Source organism: Streptomyces sp. SLBN-118 (assembly GCF_006715635.1).
In the GTDB taxonomy this organism is placed as follows: Bacteria; Actinomycetota; Actinomycetes; order Streptomycetales; family Streptomycetaceae; genus Streptomyces.
This window is the reverse complement of record NZ_VFNP01000002.1, coordinates 961,879-981,498: the sequence shown is the minus strand read 5'-3', so window position 1 is coordinate 981,498 and position 19,620 is coordinate 961,879. Positions and strand designations below refer to the sequence as shown.

Below are 19,620 nucleotides of genomic sequence, written 5' to 3'. Positions count from 1 at the left end.
GGGCACTTCTCGGCCCGGCAGTGATGGAGGGTCTGTTCAGCCTGGTCGTCGATGGTGCATGTGTGGACTTTGTAGGTGGCTGCTTTTGGAGGTTCGCCTCGGGCTGCACCTTCCTGATCATTAGGCTGCTGCCATGGCTGAAGGCGAGAGCACGGCGGTTGTCGAGGCTGACATCGACGACCTTGGCTGGTCCAACACCCGCCTGTGGGTGGAGCGGAGCTTGTGCCCCGGAGACCGGATCCGTGCAGTGGCAACGCTGCGAGGGGGCTGGACATCACAGATGCGCCGTCTCGATGTTGAGGGAGAGGGTGGGCCGTACTCCGTCGTCCTTCGGTCCTTCGTCAAGCCGTTCTTCGTGAAGCACGCACTGGGACTGCTCACGCGGGAAGCGGACATCCTTCGTCTGCTCGCGGATACGAACGTGCCAGCCGCTTCTCTTCGTGGTGTTGATGCCGCAGCCGAGCACTGTGACCATCCGTCGCTACTGATGTCGTTGCTGTCAGGGAGCGTCAGGCTGGACGGGGAGGACATCGAGCGAAAGACCGAACTCCTAGCCCGGCAGTTGGTAGCGATTCACAGGTTGGTCGTGCCAGAAGAAGTTCGGCCGCGCACCTATCAGGCTTGGACCAGCCCAGAGCGAGTGCAGGTTCCCAAGCAACCGAAACAGCCGGATGTGTGGCAGCGTGCCGTGGATGTGATCCGCCGTCCGCCGCCCGCCTACCAACCTTGTTTCCTGCACCGCGACTTCCACCCGGGGAACGTGCTCTTCTCAGGAGAAGGAGCCGATCTGGCGATCACGGGTGTCGTGGACTGGGTGGAGACGTCCTGGGGACCCGCTGACCTGGATGTGGCCCACTGCTCCACCGCCCTTGCTCTGCTGCACGGAGTGCATGTCGGCGTGCGGCTGGCGGATCACTACATCGCAGCCGGTGGAACGCTCAGCGATGACCCGGCTGATCACCTGTACTGGCGCGTGCTGGATGCCTTGGCCTTTGCGCCCGACGCAGAGAAGGTAGCCGAGCCGTGGCGTGAACTCGGGAGGGCGGACCTGACGCCGCTCGTGCTCGCCCAGCGCTTGGAGGAATACCTCCAAGCGCTCTTCAGCCAGTACGGCTGAGAACTCGCGATCAGCGTAGTCCGGCGGCGGTCAGTCAACCGTGTACTCACCCGGCAGATGGTGCGGTGGCCGTCGGAAGCGAGGTAATGGTGCCCTTCCGGACGAGTTCGGCCCGCAGCCGTTGGTTGTCGAGGGTGAGGGCCTGGACGTGCTGGGCGAGCGTGTCGACGGACCGGCGAAGGCCGCTGATCTCGTCGTGTCGGGCTCGACGCGCTTCGCGGAGTTCACCTTGTAGTTCGCGGATGCGTTCGCGCAGGGTCGTTGGGACGTCTGGGCCGCTGGAGTGTTCGTCGATGCGTTGCCGGAAGAGTTCCAAGGCCTCGCCCGCCCGGTAGGCGCTGGCCCGGGAGATGCCTGCCTCGCGGGCCAGGGTGGCGACTGTGAGGCTGCCGTCGCTGCGCTGCGGAGTGCCGGCCAGCAGCCGGTCCATGGCCTGGATCAGGGCGGAGTGGATGGCGGGGGTGACGCACATCGGGCGGGTTCCTCGGTCTGGTCGCGCATGCGCCGCATTTGTTCGATCTGCTGGTGCAGGGCGGTCTTCTGCAGGCTGGTCAGGCGGCGGATGGTCAGGAGCTGACGGGCGTCGTCGATGACCTTGTCGATCGCGGGGCGGTGCTGCGGTAGTACGCAGGAATTTGGGCACTTCGCTGGCTGGCAGTGGTTCATCACCGGCTCCGTGTCCGGGCCGGTGGCCGGGCGGCGCGAGAGACAGAGGGCGGTGGAGGCCTCGAAGTAGCAGTCGTTGAGGACGCCCGGATAGTAGGTGCGGGCCGGGCTGGAGAGCATGGCCCGCAGCCGTGCGGCATCGATCGTATGGCCGGGGAAGTCGCCGAGTTCGTCACGGACGCGGGCGAACTCCGTGGCCAGCCGGGGTGGCATCCGCACTCCGGCCTTGAAGTCCTCGTACTGATCGAGGAAGTGCTCCAGCCGGGCCAGGTGTTGTTCGTTCTCGACCTCCTTGCGGAAGCCGGAGGCTGAGCTGCCGGCGTATCCCTCGAACATCGCGACCTTCATGTGCTTGTACTGAATCTTGCCCGCGACGACCCCGAACGGCTGGTAGGCGATGTGCCAGGCGACCGTGCGACGGAACTGCCGGGTGGTGAAACGCCACTCCTTCCCGTCGATGAGTGGGATGGGGTCGTGCGGGCGGACCTCGGTGATTCGGTCGGCGAAGGCGTTGAGCAGGTCGTTGATGGTGTTGGCGATGCCCTCCCTGCTATGGCGGAAGCCGTGTCGGATGAACAGCCGATCGCAGTCCGTGAGGTTCTCCAGCACGGCGACCGCCTGGGCGACCGGCTCGATGACCACCCAGGTGTCCTCATCCCCGGTGGGCCGCCGGCCCTTGAACACCGTGCCGCGGAGCTTGTGGCGCTCGATCACCCCGTCTTCGGATGGCTCGGTGAAGTGGCAGCCAGGCTTGAGGGACTGAGCCTCGGAGTCGCGCATCCCGGAGAGATAGGCCGTGACCGCGTAGCAGGCGGCCAGCAGCATGCGGACCTCGATCAGCAGGGATTTCGAGTGGAATCGCGGCCGCCAGGGTCGGCCGGTTTCCTCGTCGACGCTGATCTCGGTGTCCATGCCGCCTTCCTCCAGGCCGAGTTCGGCGGCGGCCTGCCGCAGAAGCTCGACGTTCGCCGGCTGGTCCACGGAGTTGTAGCTGATACGGGCGAGCTGGGCGACGAGCTTGCGGTTCACTCCGCCGTCGCTGCCGGTGCGGTGGTTGGCGGGCAGGTTGATCTCTGTGGGCCGGGCAGGCATGCCCCGGCCTTCCTGGCGGCGCCGCTCGATGAACGCCTCCAGCCGGACCCGCGTCGGGCTTTTGACGTCTTCGATGGGCTGGCGGATGCGTTCTTGCTCCGCCAGGGCGGCGAGGATGTCCTTCGAGGCGATGCGGACGTAGAACAGGGCGCCTCGAAGGTAGGGGGCCAGCACCTGCGGCGGGATGCGCTGGGTGGTGTTCTCCTGGGGGCGGTGGCCCGCGATGTCCTTCGAGGCCCGGCCGTCCCAGGGCAGCCGCTCCAGCCGGTCGAAGGTGAGCGACTTGCGGGTGCGGAAGAGCAGGGTCAGGAACCACTTCACCCGACCGCGTTCCTGTGCGTAGTTCTCCGGCTTGGTGCTCCCGGCCTCGACGCGGTGGTGCAGGAAGGCGTCCAGCACGGTGTCGTCGGTCAGCTCCCGCAGTCGCAGCCCTGGACAGCGGTCGGAGAGGAAAACGAACAGTTTGCGCAGCTCCCTGAACTCCCGGCAGACGGTGACCACCGACGGCAGCCGTTTGCACCCCTCGGTGATCTCGGTCAGCCGGTTGTAGGCGTACTCCTTCGCGGTCAGCCGCCAGATGGGGTCCTTGATCGTGGCGAACGGGATCGTGCTCTGCCCGTGGTGATGGTTGGGCAGATGGTAGGCCGCGGCCATGTTCCAGGTGTCCTCGGCGAACCGCGGGCCCGGCCCGGCGCACGCCGTCAGCGGGCGGCCGGCCAGGACCGAGGCGTCAGCGGCGACGTGCGCCGAGACAAGGGGCTCCGCGCTCGGGGCAGTGATGATCGTGGGAGTCATTGGCGGCTTCCGATCCCGCCCAGCAGGGGCGGCAGGTGTTCCAGCGGGCGGGTGGCTTCGGCGATCGCGCGGGCCTCGGTGAGGACCGCGTCGGGGAACGCGGGCAGGACTTGTGTCAGGATCCGCTGCCGGGTGCGGCCGTGGACGAGCTCGAACGCCTCGGCGGGCATTCCCTGGCGCTGGTCTTCGAGGTGGTCCAGGTAGGCCAGGACGGCGGGCAGCTTTCGCGAGGTGATCACTGCGTTGGAGCAGTTCAGGCAGCTCCAGAAGGGAACCGGGCAGGCCTGGCCAGCACTGCCGAACGGGGAGTTGAAGAAGTCCCGGCAGGACGACAGCCACAGGTCCATCTCCCCGCCCAGCAGCCGCTTCGCCTCCTCCTGCCCGACGTCGAGCTGCTTCGCCGCGGCCGCGGCGTCCTGCTGCAACTCGGCCTCCCGCTGCGGCGGGATCACCCGCAGTTGGACCGCCTCCTCAAGGGCCTGTGTCAGGCCGTCGGCGACCGCGGCCTCGTGCAGCGGCCGAAGCGCCGGAATGTCGGCGTAGTGGGTGGCTGCCACCTCTGTCGAGTGGCCGCGCGCCAGCAGGGGGAGCTGACCCTTGGTTGCCCGGTAGTACTCAGCCTTGTAGGTCTTGCGGAGCCGTTTGAGCTGGACGGCCAACCGGTCACCGTGTTCGTCGCGCAGGTCGTAGCGCTCGCAGAACAAGCCGGCCGCATGCCGGGGCCGGAAGTGCCGCTGGCCGCCGCTGATCCTCCCGGTTCGGTCCTGCCAGTAGATCCACAACGCCGACTTTGAATCGTCCCAGGCATGCACCCGGGCCCGCCGGGTCAGCCGCAGGGCCAGTCGGATCAGTCCGCCCGGTGTACTTACTCCTCCGTCACGTACCCGCATCCGGTTCAGTTCACGGCCGTGTCGACGCCGCTTGATGTACTCGATCTCGACATAGCCGCGAGTCGGGTTCTTCAGGCAGTCCACGGACAACTCCAGCGCGCACTCCGGCTCCAGCCCCGTGGACAGGACCAGCAGCAGGTAGAGGGCCGCCAAGTCCTCCGCCGTCGGGAACACAGCGTGGTGCAGCTCGCGCTGCCTGCCCTCCCAAGGCTCCGGCCCCATGCCGGCCCGGCGGGTGCGGAAGGCCATCAACTGCCGGACGGGCAACGGACCGTGGCGATCCAAGTACCACAGCACGTTCGCCCGCCGACCCCACCCATTGACCAACGGATCTTCGCCTGCGGCCACCAGGGCGTCCGCCTCAACCGTCAGCCGACGTACCGCTTCACGGATGTGGCGGCGGCATGCCTCCCGCAGGGCCTGCGCGACCTGCGGAGAATAGGCATCCACCCGCTTGTCGAACGATGGGCGGGGCCGACGCCCGACGAACATCAGCCGATCATGCAAGGTTGGGCTCAGCGTCTCCGGCCGGGCGTCGCGGATCTCGCGCAGCATCGTCAGCGCGATCGTCAGCAGCGAATAGGCCGTCCGATCGGTCGGCGCCGTGTCGTAGAGCCAGGTCTCGAAGTCGTCGACGTCCTGGGGCGTGATCCGCCCGGCCGTCCAGGCGGCGGCGCCCCCGCCCGCCCGCAGGGCGAAGAACATGTCCATCTTCCGCGCGACCTGGGTGTATGACTGCACCGAGCCGCGCGAGGCGATCCGCCGCCCCACCTGTGCCATCGACCGGATCGTCGCCGCCAACTCCCTCGCGAACACTGGGCACTTCGCGTCTGTGAGGTCCACCAAGGTCGACGGGCGGCCGGGAAACGGAATCCGGAAGGCCAGCGGCGAGATGTCCTCGCCCGCCTGCTCGACCTCGGCCAGCGGCAGCGCGAAGTTTGCGCGGCGTGGCCGCCTCAGCCCGCTCACCAGGCACCCACCAGGGACGACAGATCGTCAATGCTGTCCTCCGTGAGCCGCCCGGCCATCTCCACGACCGCCTCGTCGATGAGTTCCTGAGCCTCCGCCAAGGAGTCCAGGTAGACGTAGGTCGAGCTGATGTGGGTATGCCCCAACAGCCGTTGCAGGATCCGCAGCGGGTCCCCCATCACCCGCTGGTAGGCGCCCATCCGCAGTTCCGCCTGGCCCGACCGCATCGCCGCGATCTGCCCCCGGACCAGCTGAGTGAGCATGTGGACGGCGAACGTGTGCCGGCAGGTATGCGGCGATGCCTCCACCGGCATCCCGGCCGCCGCCGTGCGCGCGCAGGCCCGCGTGAACGCGTACTCCCACGAGTTCAGCGCCACCGGCGTGCCCCGCTCGCTCAGCCACAACGCCAGCGGCCCCACGCGTTTCCCGGCGTCATCAACCTCCACCAGCCGCATCCGCTCCTCCGGCGCCAGGTCCGCCCACCGCACCGAGATCCACCGGCCGGACGCCGCCCGCACCCAGCCACCCAGCGGACCCACCTCACATGCCTCGATCCACCCACGACCCGGCCACCCTCCCCGAGCCGCCGCACGGGCAAGCGACACCGCCCTCTCCACCTCCGCGTACTCCGTCACCCGACGCAGCACCCGCAACGGCATCCAAACCGCCCGCCCCTTGTCCCCCTTGGTCGTGAGCACCGCCAGATCCAGCCGCGCCGAACGCTCCTCCGGAAGCGGCCGCAGCCGGGCCAGCTCCGGCAGCAGCAGACTGCCGCCCTCCTCCAGCCGCATCCCCGTGGTCACCAGCACATCGGCGAACGCCGCGTTCCTCGCCCCGCAGCGCACCCGGCAGGCAGGGTCCTCCGAGCCGTCCGGCCGCAGCCCCCGCAATCCCACATCCCGAAAGACTCGGTAGCGCTCCAGCGACAGGAACTTCACCGAGGTGCCACCGGCCCCCTTCTCCTTGGCCTCCGCCACCAGCCGCCCCGAGGCCCGCCCCGCAACAGTCATCTCGCGGTAGCCGAACGGCGCGGACACCACCAGGCGCTCGTCCATCGCCCACCGGTAGAACTTGTCCAGCGCCGCCGCGGCCCGGTTCCAGGTCTTCGCCGTCACCCGAAAAGGTGGCTGCGACAGGCGGCGCGCGGCGTAGAACGCGTCGAAGTCCGCCCGGTCCGCATCCCACACCGACCGACCGCGTACCTCCCCCAAGAACCGCCCCCACAGGGCAAGATCGCGGGTGTAGCCCTCCCAGCTGTTCGCCGAGCGGCAGCCCAGCGTCGGCAGAGCCCGAAGGAACCGGTTCAGGTGCAGCTCGTACGAGCCGCCCGCGTCGAGGATGAACGGCATCCCCTCGCGTACAGGCTCCCGGTCCAGAACGGCCACCAAGTCCGTACGTGGGCCCGGCTCCCGTAGCAGATCCCGCTGAGTGAAAAAGACTTCCATGAGTCGCGGACCGTAGCGGAATCAACACACTTCGTGCGTCACTGAGACGCTGCCAAACTGCCCGGATAAACTCGCGCTCGACCGAGTCCTGGGACCAGGGGCACGTCCCCGCTGCGATCCATCTGCCGACCGCGCTGATACCTGAGCAGGCCGGGCAACTGCTCGACAAGGAGGTGCCGGTTGTCACCTACTGCTGGGGCCCGGGCTGCAACAGGCGACCCGTGCCGCGCTCGCTCTCGCCGAACTGCGCTTACCAGGTCAAGGAGATGCTCGGAGGCTTCGAGTACTGGGCGCGTGAGGGCTTCGAGTTCGAGACCTGGGAGGGCAGCCGCAGGCGCGAGGCCGACCCGCTGACGGCGCCCGTCGACGCGGACGACTGCGGCTGCTGACGACCCTCGACGTTCGACCCGGTGGCGGGGCTCAGGGGGTGTCTCGTCCCCGGGCCCCGCCGCCGTCTCACTCACGGTCCGAACTGGTCGGAACCGGTCCGAAGCAGTGCTCAGAGCTTGGACAGCTCGTCGACCAGATCGTCCAGCCCCAGCGAACCCTGCGACAGCGCCGCCATGTGCCACCCCTTCGCGTCGAACGCGTCGCCGTGCGCCTTGCGCGCCTTCTCCCGGCCCAGCAGCCAGGCCCGCTCGCCCAGCTTGTAGCCGATCGCCTGCGCCGGCACCGACAGATACCGCGTCAGCTCGCTCTCCACGAAGTCGGCGGGCCGCCCGCTGTGACTGCCGAAGAACTCCTGCGCCAGCTCCGGCGTCCAGACCTCGCCCGGGTGGAACGGCGAGTCCGCCGGAATCTCCAGCTCCAGATGCATGCCGATGTCCACGATCACCCGGCATGCCCGCATCATCTGCGCGTCCAGATAGCCGAGCCTGCGCTCCGGGTCGGGCAGGAACCCGAGTTCGTCCATCAGCCGCTCCGCATACAGCGCCCAGCCCTCGGCGTTGGCGCTCACCCCGCCGACGGTCGCCTGGTAGCGGGAGAGCTGGTCCGCGACATGCACCCACTGCGCGATCTGAAGATGGTGGCCGGGGACGCCCTCGTGGTACCAGGTCGACACCAGGTCGTACACCGGGAAGCGTGTCTCGCCCATGGTCGGCAGCCAGGTGCGTCCGGGGCGGGTGAAGTCCTCCGAGGGGGCGGTGTAGTACGGCGCCGCCGCGCCGCCCGGGGGAGCGATCCGGGACTCGACCTTCCGTACCCGCTCGGCGAGTTCGAAGTGTGTGCCGTCCAGCGCCTCGATCGCCTCGTCCATCAGCTTCTGCAGCCAGACCCGCACCTCCTCGACGCCTTCGATGTGCTCGCCGTGCACATCGAGGTGTGCGAGCGCCTCCCAGGGCCCGGCGCCCGGAAGGATCTTGTCGGCCTCGGTCTTCATCTCGGCCAGCAGCCGGTGGTACTCGGACCAGCCGTACGCGTATGCCTCGTCGAGATCGAGGTCGGTACCGTTGAAGTAGCGCGACCAGCGGGCATAGCGCTCGCGCCCCACTGTGTCGGGCGCGTCCGCCAGGGCAGGTGCGTACACATCGCGCATCCAGTCGCGCAGCTCGACCAGGGCTTCGGTCGCCGAGCGGGCCGCGGCGTCGAGTTCGGTACGGAGCGTGGCGGGGCCGTCCGCCACGAAGGTGCCGAACCAACTCCGGTCCGTGCCAATCCACTCCGTAATTTGGCTGATATTCGTCTGCGTGGCACGTGGGCCGGCCAGCAGCTTGCGCTCCAGTCCCAGTTCCAGCGAGGTGCGGTAACCCTCGAGCGCGCGCGGCACGGCACGCAGCCGCTGTGCGACGGCGGCCCAGTCCTCATCGCTCTGGGTGGGCGTCACGGTGAACACCTCGCGCACCGAATGCACAGGTGAGCGCAGATTGCTCACTGTTCGCAGACCCTCATCCGCCTCGTGAACAGCGAGTTCCGCCGTCAGACGCTCCCGCAGCAGCCGCGCGCAGCGCCGCTCGGCGTCGCTCTCGGCACCCGGCAGCTTCTCCGCATGGTCGAGCCTGGCCAGCGTCTCGCGTGCAAGCTCGGCGCATGCCTCCTGACCTGCGGGGGAGTAGTCCGGAAGGAGACCCGAGCTCTCCTTGACCCCGAGATATGTGCCAATCGTCGGATCGAGTTCGATGAGTGCGTCGACATAGGAGTCGGCGACCTGGCGGGGCAGCTGGCTGCTGAGGGTGACTGACATGCGCACATCCTCATACGAGCGGGGCCTCCGCGTCACCATCATCGAGCCCCGGCGGCCTGACAGCCACCTGTCGGGGGAGGCAGCAGCGGGCCGCAGTCCCACTGCTGGAAGATCAACCGGGTTTCGACCCGGGCGACCTCGCGCCTGGAGGTGAATTCGTCCACCACGAGCCGCTGCAGATCCGCGGTGTCCGCCACAGCCACATGCACCAAGTAGTCGTCCGGGCCGGTGAGGTGGAACAGGGCACGGGACTCGGGCAGGGCCCGGATGCGCTCGACGAACGGACCGATCAGTTCACGCCGGTGCGGACGGACCTGTACGGAGAGCAGTGCCTCCAGCCCCCGCCCCAGCCGGGCCGGGTCGAGGGCCAGCCGGTGTCCGAGGATCACACCGGAGCGGCGTAGCCTCGCCACCCGGTCAAGGCACGTGGATGGAGCGACTCCGACCTCCGCCGCCAGATCGCGGTAGGTGGTCCGGGCGTCGTTCTGCAGCAGGCGGAGTATTTGAAGATCCACCGGGTCGAGAGCGACAGTTTCAGCCATTCGCCGAACGTAGCACGGGCCATGGCCAACACCTGCCGGTGAGTGTTCACAGTGCGCGCATGGAGAACGCAGCCTTCGCCGCCCACCCACCCCGGGCGCTGGCCACCGAAGCAGTCCACGCCGGACGCGAGGATCTCGCGCAGCTCGGTCTGCATGCCCCGCCGCTGGATCTGTCGACCACCTACCCGTCCTACGACGCCGCAGCCGAAGCGGAACGGATCGACGAGTTCGCCGCCACCGGAGCGCGCCTGGAGGGGCCGCCCGTCTACGCCAGGCTGGACAACCCGACCACGGCCCGCTTCGAGACCGCTCTGGCCAGGCTGGAGGGGACCGAGAGCGCGGTCGCCTTCGCCAGCGGCATGGCGGCGCTGACCGCCGTACTGCTGGTACGGGCGAGCATGGGGCTGCGCCATGTGGTCGCGGTGCGTCCGCTGTACGGGTGCAGCGACCATCTGCTCGCCGCCGGGCTGCTGGGCACCGAGGTGACCTGGACCGACCCGGCGGGCATCGCCGCGGCGATCCGGCCGGACACCGGTCTGGTGATGGTGGAGACGCCCGCGAACCCGACGCTGGCGGAGGTCGACCTGCGGGCCGTGCGGCACGCCTGCGGCTCCGTGCCGCTGCTCGTCGACAACACCTTCGCCACGCCCGTACTCCAGCGGCCGGTGGAGCACGGCGCCCGGATCGTGCTGCACAGTGCCACGAAGTATCTGGGCGGACACGGCGATGTGATGGGCGGAGTGGTGGCCTGCGACGAGGAATTCGCGGGCAGGCTGCGCCAGGTGCGCTTCGCGACAGGCGGCGTTCTGCACCCGATGGCCGGATATCTGCTGCTTCGGGGACTGTCGACCCTTCCGGTACGGGTACGGGCCGCCTCCACCACCGCCGCCGACCTGGCCTGCCGCCTGGCGGCCGACCCGCGCGTCGCCCGCGTCCACTATCCGCGGATCGGCGGCGCGATGGTCTCCTTCGAGGTGTACGGCGACCCGCACGACGTGATCGCGAACGTACGGCTGATCACTCCGGCGGTCAGTCTCGGCAGCGTCGACACCCTTATTCAGCACCCGGCCTCCATCAGTCACCGCATTGTGGCGGAGGGAGACCGGCGCTCGGCGGGCGTCAGCGACCGGCTGCTGCGGCTGTCGGTGGGGCTGGAGGACGTCGAGGATCTGTGGCGCGACCTGACGGAGGCCCTCAGCGTTCGACCTGTTCGAAGCGAGCGCGGGAGCGTACAGCAGTCGCGTCCAGTCGGGCGGTGATCACCAGCGTGCCCTCCTCGATCTGAAAGTCGAGGGGCAGCCCGAGACCGCGCATGGCCGCGACCATGCCGGTGTTGGACGACTGGGTCACGGCGTAGACACTCTCGCAGCCGGCCTCGACGGCCATGTCGACCAGCCGGCCGAGCAGCTCCGTGCCGATGCCGCGGCGCTGCCAGTCGTCCTCGACGAGCAGGGCGACCTCGGTCTCGTCGCCGTCCCACAGCAGGTGGCCGAGGGCGACCAGCTTGCCGGAGACCGTCTGCACGGCGAGTGTGCGGCCGAAGCGCGGGCTGAGCAGATGATTGAGATAGCGGTCGGCGTCGTTGACCGGGCCGTGGTAGCGCAGGCTCAGAGTGCGGTCGGAGCAGCGGTCGTGCATGGCCTTCGCCGCCTGGACATCGTCCTGGTCGGCGCGGCGCACGATGATCTCATTGCCCTCGGGGAGGGTGAGGACGTCCTCGCTGCGCGGGATGCGGGGGCCGAGGCGGGCATCCAGCTCGACCAGGGCCCGCGCCCGGGCGAACTCCGTCGGGGTGAAGGGCAGATAGGGCCGCTCGACGGTGATCGCGCCGCCGTTCGGGTCGCGCAGCCGCATCACCGTCTCCTCCAGCACGCCCTCGACGGGAGGCGTCTCGCCCGTCGGCCGGCCGGAGAGGCTGACGGCGGGCAGTGAGTGGATGGTGCAGCGGCCGAGCAACTGGCGCAGCGCGAGCGGCAGTTCGGCCGCGTCCAGGGCGGTACGGGTGGCGAGGCCGAGCACCCGGGTGGGGGTGTCGACGAGATCGTGGGCGTCGGCGCGCTCGATCCAGGTGTTGCGGCCGCCCGCCGCGGAGATCTCCAGGCCCAGCTGCCTCGCCTGGAGGGGGGCCGGGGCACGCAGCAGGAACTCGTCCACCGTGCCCTCGGCGAGCGGATGCGTCTGCAGGGTCAGGATGTCCACCTGATGCCGGGCGAGGGCGGTGCACAGCGCGGCCAGGCTGCCGGGCGTGTCCTGCACGGTGGTACGCATCCGCCACAGCGAGGTCTCGAACAGCTCGCCGCCGCGCGCGGCGAGCTCGGGCCCGGCGGCCTCCCGTGCCGCGGCGCCCAGCCGGGCCTCACCGGCGGTATCGGACACGTGCACCGGAGGGGCATGGCTGTGGCGTCGTGCCCACCATGTGTGGAAGCCAGCCGTCGCGACGAGCGCCACGGCCGAGGTGATGAGCAGGAACGGGCCGTCGGGACCGTGCCCGACCATGTTGGCGATGGCATCGGCGACAGCTACGGCGGTGAACATGGCCGCCAACTCGACGAGATCCCGCCGCCAGTGGTGTGGACGGCGGGCGGTCTTCGCAGAAGTCACATCAGTCATGCCACCACTGTGACCGCATGGTGTTGCGTGATCACGAACGCTTTGTGACTGATGGGTTAAGCCCGGATCTGGTTCGCTATATGCCATTTCTTGCCGTTTGTGGCGTGGACTGTTCGGCTCCCTGGTTCATGGCTTTCAGTAGCCGGGACGCCTGGGCGATGAGCTGGGAAGAGCCCCGGCGGGCTGCCAGCTCTGCCAGCCCGGGTATCCCTTCCAGGCCCACTGAAAACACTGCGGCCGTCCCGCAGCGCTCGACGCAGTCGGCGGCCACGCCCAGTAGCTCTCCCAGGCCGCGCGAAGGTGTCCGCGCCGTCAGCAGTCCGGGCAGCGCCCCGGCGAGCGCGGACCAGGTTGTCGCATACGCACCGGTCGCGGCCGCCATACGGGCCGATTCGGCCAGCCGGTTGGGTTTCACCAGACCGAGCCCCACCAGCTCGGCCAGATCGCGGCCGAGCAGCAGGCCGTCCAGCCCGGCACGGGGACCGGCCCCGGCACTCCGGTTGGTGGGAGCGCCGGCGGCCGCGTACTACTGCCCCACGCGCCCGGGCTGAAGCACTTTGCGACTGTGCCGCGCAGTACGGAACGGCGGTCGGGGGACGAACTGCGCGGGCTGTGCGACATCGCTTGGCCTCCTGGGGCAGGTCGGACGGGTGTGCCGAGCCATGCCTGGCGTCCGGCCACGGCCGGGGCGCGAACCCCAAGTGAACAACGCGCCCTATGGCATGACCGCTTCGGCCATCAGGCGCACCCCGCGCACGATGTCGGACGGCGCCAGGTGCGCGTACCCGAGCACCAGGCGTACGCCGGTGGCCTCGGCGCTCGCCACCCGGTAGTCGGCCAGCGGGCGCACCGCGACACCGGCCGCCCCTGCGCGCTGGACAAACCCGGGCTCGGGACCGTAGCGCTCCGGGAGTGTCGCGATGATGTGCAGCCCGGCCGCGATGCCGCTGACCTGTGAGCCCGGAAAGTGCTCCGTCAGCGCCGCGACAACGGTGTCCCGCCGCTCCCGGTAGGCGCGCTGGCAGCGGCGCAACTGCCGGTCGTAGCCGCCGCGGTCGACGAACTCCGCGAGGAGTGCCTGGTCCAGGGCGGGGTTGCCGAGATCCATGGTGCGTTTGCGCTCGACCACCTCGTCCACCAGGCGGGCGGGCACCACCAGCCAGCCCAGCCGCAGCCCCGGCGCCAGGGACTTGCTGACCGATCCGGTGTAGGCGACGCGGTCCGGGTCGAGCCCCTGGAGAGCCCCGACGGGAGCGCGGTCGTAGCGGAAGTCGCCGTCGTAGTCGTCCTCGACGATCAGGCCGTCCACCGACCGTGCCCAGTCGAGGAGTTCGGTGCGACGCCTCGCCGAGCAGGCGATCCCGGTCGGGAACTGGTGGGCCGGAGTGGTCACCACGGCACGGACACCGGAACGTTCCAGCGACCCGGTGGCGAGCCCTTCGCCGTCCAGCGGCAGCGGTGTCGTACTCAGCCCGGCCGCCGCGAACAGCGACCCGTGATCGGGACTTCCCGGGTCCTCGACACCAACCGTCCGCAGGCCGTGCCCGTGCAGGACGAATCCGAGCAGCGTCATCGCCTGCGCGACGCCCGAACACACCACCAGAGATTCCGGATCGGCCACCACGCCGCGCCGCCGGGTGAGCAACGAGGCCAGCGCGGTGCGCAGTTCAGGCAGTCCGCGCGGATCGGGATAGCCCAGAGCCCGGTGCGGCAGCCGCGCGAGCACGGACTTGTGCGTGGCGGTCCACGCGGCGCGCGGGAAGAGCGAGAGATCGGGCGTCCCGGGACGGAAGTCCACCCGTGCGCCGGGAGTGCGCGGCGCCAGGTCCCGCGCCCCGCGTACAGCCGTGCGCGCCGCGTCGCCCACCCAGGTGCCCGCGCCCCGGTCGCTGCGCAGATACCCCTCGGCGGTCAGCTGTTCGTACGCCTCGGTGACCAGGCCACGTGAGACGCCCAGATCGGCGGCGAGCTCGCGGCTGGACGGCAGCCGAGTGCCGGCCGCGAGCCGTCCGGACCGCACGGCGTCGCGCAGCGCCGACTGCAGGGCGCGCCCGCGCTGCCGGGCCGGGGCGGCGGCTGCGGGCAGCAGCAGTTCCCAGGCGGTGTTCCAGGCCTCGCCCCGTGAAGATCCGCCGGCGGCCGAAGTGGTCCCCGATGATGTCATGGAAGTGGACCTTAACCGGGTCCGCCCCGATCCATAGCGTCGCCACATGAACGCGAATTCCCTGCGCGGGGCGCTGCTCGTCAGCTTCGCCTACGTCCTCGTCGGCGCCTCCTTCACCGCCAACAGCGTCCTCGGGGACTATCCGTACGCGGGCGGTCAGGCGCTGCGCTACGCCCTGGCCTGTCTGCTCCTGCTGCCGCTGCTCGGCGGACGGGCCGGGCTCGCGCCACTGCGGGCCCTCGGCCGGTCGCAATGGGCACGGCTCGCCGTACTCGCCGCCGTCGGCATGGTCGGATTCAACCTGGCGATCCTGGCCGCTGAACGCACCTCGGAGCCTGCCGTTCCGGGCGTGTTCGTCGGCTGCGCGCCCGTCATCGTCGCTGTGCTCGTCCCGCTCCTGGACGGTCGGCGGCCCGCCCGGCCCGTCCTGTACGGAGCGCTGCTGGTGGCGGCCGGAGCCTTCACCGTCCAGGGGTGGGGCCGTACCGACCTGATCGGCATCGTGTGGTCGGCGGGGGCGCTGGCCGGCGAGGTCGGCTTCGCCGTCCTCGCCACTCCCGTACTGCGCCCGCTCGGCCCCAAGCTGCTCACCGCCACGGTCTGCGGCATCGCCGCCGTCGAATCCACGGTCCTCGGCCTTGTGCTCGACGGCGCCGGCTTTGTGCGCGCGCCGGCGCAGGCGGAGACGCTCGCACTGCTGTGGCAGGCGGCCGTCGTCACGGTCGTCGGATTCGTCACCTGGTACATGGGTGTGCAGCGCATCGGCGCCGAGCGCGCCACGCTCTTCTCCGGAGTGATCCCCGTCGCCGCCGCCCTGAGCGCGCCGCTCGTCGGGACGGGCTCGTTCGGCGCGCCCCAGGCGGCGGGCGGCGTACTGGTCGGGGTGGGCGCCGCGCTCGGCTCGGGCGTGTTCAACAAGCGGTCAGCGGCTGCCGTCCAGGATCACGCGGGCGACCAGCGCGGGATCGTCGTTCATGGGGACATGGCCGCAGCCGGGCAGTCGTACCAGCCGGGCAGAGGGGATGACGTGCTTGGCGCGGATGCCCTGGCGGCGCAGCAGCAGCCGGTCCCGCGTGCCCCAGCCGATGGTGACCGGCACATCGGGCACATCGTCGGTGAACATGATGCTGCGGCCGGCGGCGAGCGTCTGGTGGAAACCGGTGGCCTCGCGCAGGGCGAGGGTCTCCGCGACCGCCGCCTCGGGTGAACGCCGCCCGGGCCGCGCGTAGATGCTGCTGGTCAGTGCCGCCCGCCCGGCGATCGACCGGGACAGTCCCTCGATCAGGGGCAGCGGCATCGCCTGGGCCGCGCGCCGCATGGTGAGCAGCATCCCGAAGGCGTACTGGCGCTCGCCCGGTGACCAGAAGCCGGCGGGGGAGAGGGCCGTGACCGACCGGACGAGCTTCTCCCGGCCCAACTCCAGGGCGAGCAGCCCGCCCAGCGAGTTCCCCGCGACATGGGGGCGTTCGATCGCCAGCGCCTCGCACATCGCACCGAGGACCGAGCCGACGGTGGTCAGGTCGTACGCAACACCGTCCGGAAGCGCGGGGGACGTGCCGAAGCCGGGCAGGTCGATGGCGATGACATCGCGCTCTGCCGCCAGGATTCCCATGACTGGCTCCCAGGCCTGCCAGTGGTGCCCGATTCCATGGAGCAGCAGCAGCGGCTCGCCCGTGCCCGCACGCTCGTACCTGACGGACAGTGCCCGGCTGCCACGGGCGGACTCGATGGAGAACGAGATTTTCTCGGCCATGCTTGCTGCTCCCTGGTGTCGCCCGCGTGAAGACGTCTTGGACGGCTTGTCAGTAACAATTACCGCTCAGTAGCTTCCAGTTCAAGGGGGCGAGCCTACGCGGGGCTCCCTGTGTCGTGCACCGCACCCCGAACCGGCTGGACAGGTGCAGAGCGATGGGTTGGGATGGGGGCGTGGCAATCGACACCGTGACGGACGTCTTCGAAGAGCACCGGCCCGTTCTGACCGGCGTGGCCTACCGGATGCTCGGCCGGGTGGCCGACGCCGAGGACGTGGTTCAGGAGGCCTGGCTGCGGTGGTCGGCCGAGGACCGCAGCGACGTCCGGGAGCCGCGCGGCTATCTCGTACGGATCACCACCCGCCTCGCCATCGACCGGCTGCGCCAGGCCCAGTCGCGCCGCGAGGCGTATGTCGGCCCCTGGCTGCCCGAACCGCTCGCCACCGACTTCGGATACACCGTCCCCGACACCGCGGAGCAGGCTGTACTCGCCGAATCCGTCAGCCTCGCCGTCCTGGTCGTGCTGGAGGCGCTGTCGCCGCTTGAGCGCGCGGTGTTCGTGCTGCGCGAGGCCTTCGGATTCCCGTACGCGGAGATCGCAACCACCCTCGACCGGTCCGAGGCGGCCGTCCGGCAGCTCGCGGGCCGCGCCCGCCGCCATGTCGAGGAGCGCAGGCCCCGCTACGACGTCGACCCCACCGAACGCCGCGACCTCACCGAACGCTTCCTGGCCGCCGCCTCAGGCGGAGACCTTCAGTCGCTGCTGAGTCTGCTGGCACCGGACGTGCGCCTGGTGGGCGACAGCGGCGGCAAGGCCAAGGCCCCGCTGCGGGTCATGGAGAGCGCGGACAAGGTCGGACGCTTCCTGTTCGCAGTGACGCGCCAGCCGATCCCGGAGATGGGCTTCCGCTTCGTCGAACTCAACGGTGCGCCCTCGCTCCTTGTGCTCTCCGGCGGAAAGCCGGACAGCGTGTTCCAACTGGAGGTGCTGGACGGTCGGATCCAGTGCGTCTACATCATCCGCAACCCCGACAAGCTCACCTCGCTGACCCCGGCATAGAGCGTCCTTTCCCACGTCAGACCCCGTGGCCAGAACCGGCCACGGGGTCTTTTGCTGCGCGTGTGTCACGCGGTACGAACGTCCCGTGAACGCTCTGCGAATCCGTCCGGTTCCGTTGCGTAACGTCCGCAGGATTGGTCTTGACCAAGTACATGTACCGTCCTATGGTCGCAGAGATAGTGCAGGAACCTTTAATAAACAAGGGCGCGGAATAGCCGCCGCTGGAACGGCGATTGCGGAGGATCAGGGTGGGGACCACGCAGCTGGATTCGGTGCCGGAACCTAAGTACTGGCACCTCAAGACCGTGATCGGCGAAGCACTCGACTCCGATTTCTCGGTGGGGGAGATCCTTCCCAACGAGCGAGATCTCGCCGCTCGCTTCGGAGTCGCCCGCGCCACACTCCGTCAGGCGCTCGAACAGCTGGAGCTGGAAGGCAGGTTGCAGCGCCGTCGCGGCGTCGGCACCACCGTCGCGCCGCCACGTGTGGGCGTCGACGTCTCCACCACCGAGCAGGCCTGGCCGGGCACCGGGCAGGACTCCTGGCAGTCCGTCGACTGCCAAACGGTCCTCCCGCCCGCCGCGGTCGCGCGACTGCTGGAGACCGAGGCCGACGAACCGACGCACTCCGTCCGCCGGCTGCGCGTCTCCCACGGTCAGTCGGTCGCCGCCGAGCTCCTGTACATACCGGACTCCTCCGTGCCCGAACTCTCCGCGATCGACGCTCCGTCCGGTGCCGCGCGGGCCCGCGCCGTGCTGCGAGAGCTCCATCGCCTCGAGTTCGAGGGACAGGACCGCGCGGTGGAGCTGGGCTCTGCCCGCGCCGACGACGCCAAGGAACTCGACCGGCTGCCGGGCGCGCCCGTCCTGGTCGTCACCACGCGCTACTTCTCCGAGGGCAGGACCGCCGCCGTCTCGGTGGCCACCTACCGCGCCGACACCTGCCGGCTGACCTTCGGGGACTCCGGCGATCTGGACTTCAGCCCCCACGACCAGGAGCGCCGCGCCTCCTGAGCCCCGAACTCTGCTCCACCAACGGCTCGTCGGACCGAGCTCACGCTCAGCGGCGGGCCGTCACCGTTCCCTCGACGGCGAACAACTGCTCCTCGACATGGTCGAGCGCGAGGCGCAGCGCACCGGTCGCCACGGCCGCCTCGCCGAGCAGTGACAGGGTCACCCGCGGCGGGCGCAGACAGTACCGGGACAGCTCGTCGCGCAGCGGATCGAGCACGCCGTCGATCCCCGCTGCCCAGCCACCGATGACCACCAGCTCCGGATCCAGTGCCAGCACCAGAGCTGCCACATCGTGAACCAGCCGCTGGATGAACCGCTCGACGGCCTCCTGCGCCCTCGGGTCACCCTGCTTGGCATGGGCGAAAACCTCGGCGACCGCCTGCTCGTCCAGCGGGTGCAGCGGCTCGTCGGTCGTCGACAGCAGCTTCTCGGGGGTCACCTCGCGGCCGAGCAGATGCAGCGCCCCGATCTCGCCCGCCGCGCCCCCGAAACCGCGGTGCAGCCGTCCGCCGATCAGCGAGCCCGCACCCGGGCTGAGCCCGGCCAGTACGAACACGATGTCGTCGGACTCGGTCGCCGCGCCCTTCCAATGCTCGGCCACAGCGGCGGCGTTGGCGTCGTTCTCGACCAGCACAGGGCAGCGGAACGACCTGCGCAGCCGCTCTCCGAGCGCCAGCCCGGTCCAGCCGGGCAGCGCGGTCCCGAGCCGTACGGTTCCGTCGGCCTCCACGATGCCGGGGGAGCCCACCCCGACGGCCCGCAGGCTGCTGCGTGCGACGCCGGTCCTGCGCAGGACATCGGCGACGACCTGCCGCACCCGCTCAAGACGCTCGTCCGCAGAGGCAGTCTCCGAGACCTCCCTTGATCCGGCGCCGATGATCCGCCCGTCCAGACCGGACAGCAGGGCGGTGATCCGGTGGGCCCCGATCTCGACGCCCAGCAGATGACCGGCCTCGGCCCGGAACCTGAACCGCCGGGCGGGGCGCCCCTGGCGTCGGGCACCGCCCTCCTCGGGGACGCTCTCGACGACGAGCCCGCCCTCGATGAGCCCCTCGATCACACCCTCCACGGTCGGCCGGGACAGGCCGGTGATCCGGGTCAGATCCGTGAGCGTGGGGGAGTCAGCACCCCGCAGTGCATGGAGTACCACCGCGGAATTGATCCGCCGCAGCAGCGACGGGTCTCCGCCGGTCAGCCGCCCCACCGTGTGTCCTCCCAGTTCGAGCGCGTGTGTGCCGGATCGTACTCGCTGGCTGCGACAGCGGCGAGCAATCCTGGGGCGAGATCCTGTCCGGTCGGTCGGGCCGGCAGATCTTGCTGCAGG

General features: G+C 70.0%; 16 protein-coding genes and 1 pseudogene. 6 read left to right on the top strand and 11 right to left on the bottom strand.

Going from position 1 to position 19,620, the window contains the following annotated elements; translation table 11 throughout:
• Positions 1 to 133 precede the first annotated feature (133 nt).
• A complete protein-coding gene (locus FBY35_RS23015; protein WP_142215890.1) occupies positions 134 to 1,117 on the top strand; it encodes a phosphotransferase family protein in 984 nt (327 codons plus the stop codon).
• A gap of 46 nt (positions 1,118 to 1,163) precedes the next feature.
• Here FBY35_RS23015 and FBY35_RS23010 read toward each other — a convergent pair whose 3' ends face one another.
• Genes FBY35_RS23010 through FBY35_RS22995 form a run of 4 tightly spaced genes read right to left on the bottom strand, consistent with a single transcriptional unit; the run spans position 1,164 to position 6,974 of the window.
• On the bottom strand, positions 1,164 to 1,589 hold the full coding sequence (locus FBY35_RS23010; RefSeq protein WP_142215889.1) for a hypothetical protein: 426 nt from the start codon (positions 1,587 to 1,589) through the stop codon (positions 1,164 to 1,166).
• Positions 1,556 to 3,670, bottom strand: a complete 2,115-nt coding sequence (locus tag FBY35_RS23005) for a hypothetical protein (RefSeq protein WP_142215888.1) — start codon at positions 3,668 to 3,670, stop codon at positions 1,556 to 1,558. The genes FBY35_RS23010 and FBY35_RS23005 overlap by 34 nt, the downstream gene beginning before the upstream one ends.
• Positions 3,667 to 5,529, bottom strand: a complete 1,863-nt coding sequence (locus tag FBY35_RS23000) for a hypothetical protein (protein ID WP_142215887.1) — start codon at positions 5,527 to 5,529, stop codon at positions 3,667 to 3,669. The genes FBY35_RS23005 and FBY35_RS23000 overlap by 4 nt, the downstream gene beginning before the upstream one ends.
• Positions 5,526 to 6,974 carry a site-specific integrase gene (locus FBY35_RS22995; protein ID WP_222123162.1) on the bottom strand — a complete coding sequence of 483 codons (1,449 nt, stop codon included), beginning with the start codon at positions 6,972 to 6,974 and terminating at the stop codon, positions 5,526 to 5,528. The genes FBY35_RS23000 and FBY35_RS22995 overlap by 4 nt, the downstream gene beginning before the upstream one ends.
• 20 nt (positions 6,975 to 6,994) lie before the next feature.
• Between FBY35_RS22995 and FBY35_RS22990 the strand changes: the two genes are divergently transcribed.
• Positions 6,995 to 7,363 carry a rhodanese-like domain-containing protein gene (locus FBY35_RS22990; protein ID WP_142215886.1) on the top strand — a complete coding sequence of 123 codons (369 nt, stop codon included), beginning with the start codon at positions 6,995 to 6,997 and terminating at the stop codon, positions 7,361 to 7,363.
• Positions 7,364 to 7,473: 110 nt separating this feature from the next.
• On the opposite strand, the gene FBY35_RS22985 is transcribed toward FBY35_RS22990, so the two are convergent.
• Positions 7,474 to 9,156 carry a DUF885 domain-containing protein gene (locus FBY35_RS22985; RefSeq protein WP_142215885.1) on the bottom strand — a complete coding sequence of 561 codons (1,683 nt, stop codon included), beginning with the start codon at positions 9,154 to 9,156 and terminating at the stop codon, positions 7,474 to 7,476.
• 38 nt (positions 9,157 to 9,194) lie between these two features.
• Positions 9,195 to 9,698 carry an Lrp/AsnC family transcriptional regulator gene (locus FBY35_RS22980; protein ID WP_142215884.1) on the bottom strand — a complete coding sequence of 168 codons (504 nt, stop codon included), beginning with the start codon at positions 9,696 to 9,698 and terminating at the stop codon, positions 9,195 to 9,197.
• 59 nt (positions 9,699 to 9,757) lie between these two features.
• Here FBY35_RS22980 and FBY35_RS22975 point away from each other — a divergent pair, with 59 nt between their 5' ends.
• Complete coding sequence (locus FBY35_RS22975) at positions 9,758 to 10,957, top strand: PLP-dependent aspartate aminotransferase family protein (protein WP_142215883.1); 1,200 nt, start codon at positions 9,758 to 9,760, stop codon at positions 10,955 to 10,957.
• Here FBY35_RS22975 and FBY35_RS22970 read toward each other — a convergent pair.
• The 3 genes from FBY35_RS22970 to FBY35_RS22960 form a co-directional block, all read right to left on the bottom strand.
• Positions 10,893 to 12,308: a GNAT family N-acetyltransferase gene (locus FBY35_RS22970; RefSeq protein ID WP_142215882.1), complete on the bottom strand. Its 1,416-nt coding sequence runs from the start codon at positions 12,306 to 12,308 to the stop codon at positions 10,893 to 10,895. The genes FBY35_RS22975 and FBY35_RS22970 overlap by 65 nt on opposite strands.
• 76 nt (positions 12,309 to 12,384) lie before the next feature.
• Positions 12,385 to 12,723: a hypothetical protein gene (locus tag FBY35_RS22965; protein WP_142215881.1), complete on the bottom strand. Its 339-nt coding sequence runs from the start codon at positions 12,721 to 12,723 to the stop codon at positions 12,385 to 12,387.
• 300 nt (positions 12,724 to 13,023) lie between these two features.
• Positions 13,024 to 14,472, bottom strand: a complete 1,449-nt coding sequence (locus FBY35_RS22960; protein ID WP_142215880.1) for a PLP-dependent aminotransferase family protein — start codon at positions 14,470 to 14,472, stop codon at positions 13,024 to 13,026.
• 46 nt (positions 14,473 to 14,518) lie between these two features.
• Between FBY35_RS22960 and FBY35_RS37395 the strand changes: the two are divergent.
• Positions 14,519 to 15,358: pseudogene (locus FBY35_RS37395) on the top strand (DMT family transporter); the annotation flags it as partial.
• Positions 15,359 to 15,394: 36 nt separating this feature from the next.
• Here the strand turns inward: FBY35_RS37395 and FBY35_RS22950 are convergent.
• Positions 15,395 to 16,225 (bottom strand): alpha/beta fold hydrolase, encoded by an 831-nt coding sequence (locus FBY35_RS22950; RefSeq protein ID WP_142215878.1) that lies wholly within the window; start codon positions 16,223 to 16,225, stop codon positions 15,395 to 15,397.
• Between the two features lie 173 nt (positions 16,226 to 16,398).
• Here FBY35_RS22950 and FBY35_RS22945 point away from each other — a divergent pair, with 173 nt between their 5' ends.
• Positions 16,399 to 17,283 carry an RNA polymerase sigma-70 factor gene (locus tag FBY35_RS22945; protein WP_142215877.1) on the top strand — a complete coding sequence of 295 codons (885 nt, stop codon included), beginning with the start codon at positions 16,399 to 16,401 and terminating at the stop codon, positions 17,281 to 17,283.
• Positions 17,284 to 17,531: 248 nt separating this feature from the next.
• Positions 17,532 to 18,296, top strand: a complete 765-nt coding sequence (locus FBY35_RS22940; RefSeq protein ID WP_142215876.1) for a GntR family transcriptional regulator — start codon at positions 17,532 to 17,534, stop codon at positions 18,294 to 18,296.
• Between the two features lie 46 nt (positions 18,297 to 18,342).
• Here FBY35_RS22940 and FBY35_RS22935 read toward each other — a convergent pair whose 3' ends face one another.
• A complete protein-coding gene (locus FBY35_RS22935) occupies positions 18,343 to 19,500 on the bottom strand; it encodes an ROK family transcriptional regulator (RefSeq protein WP_142215875.1) in 1,158 nt (385 codons plus the stop codon).
• Positions 19,501 to 19,620: the final 120 nt, after the last annotated feature.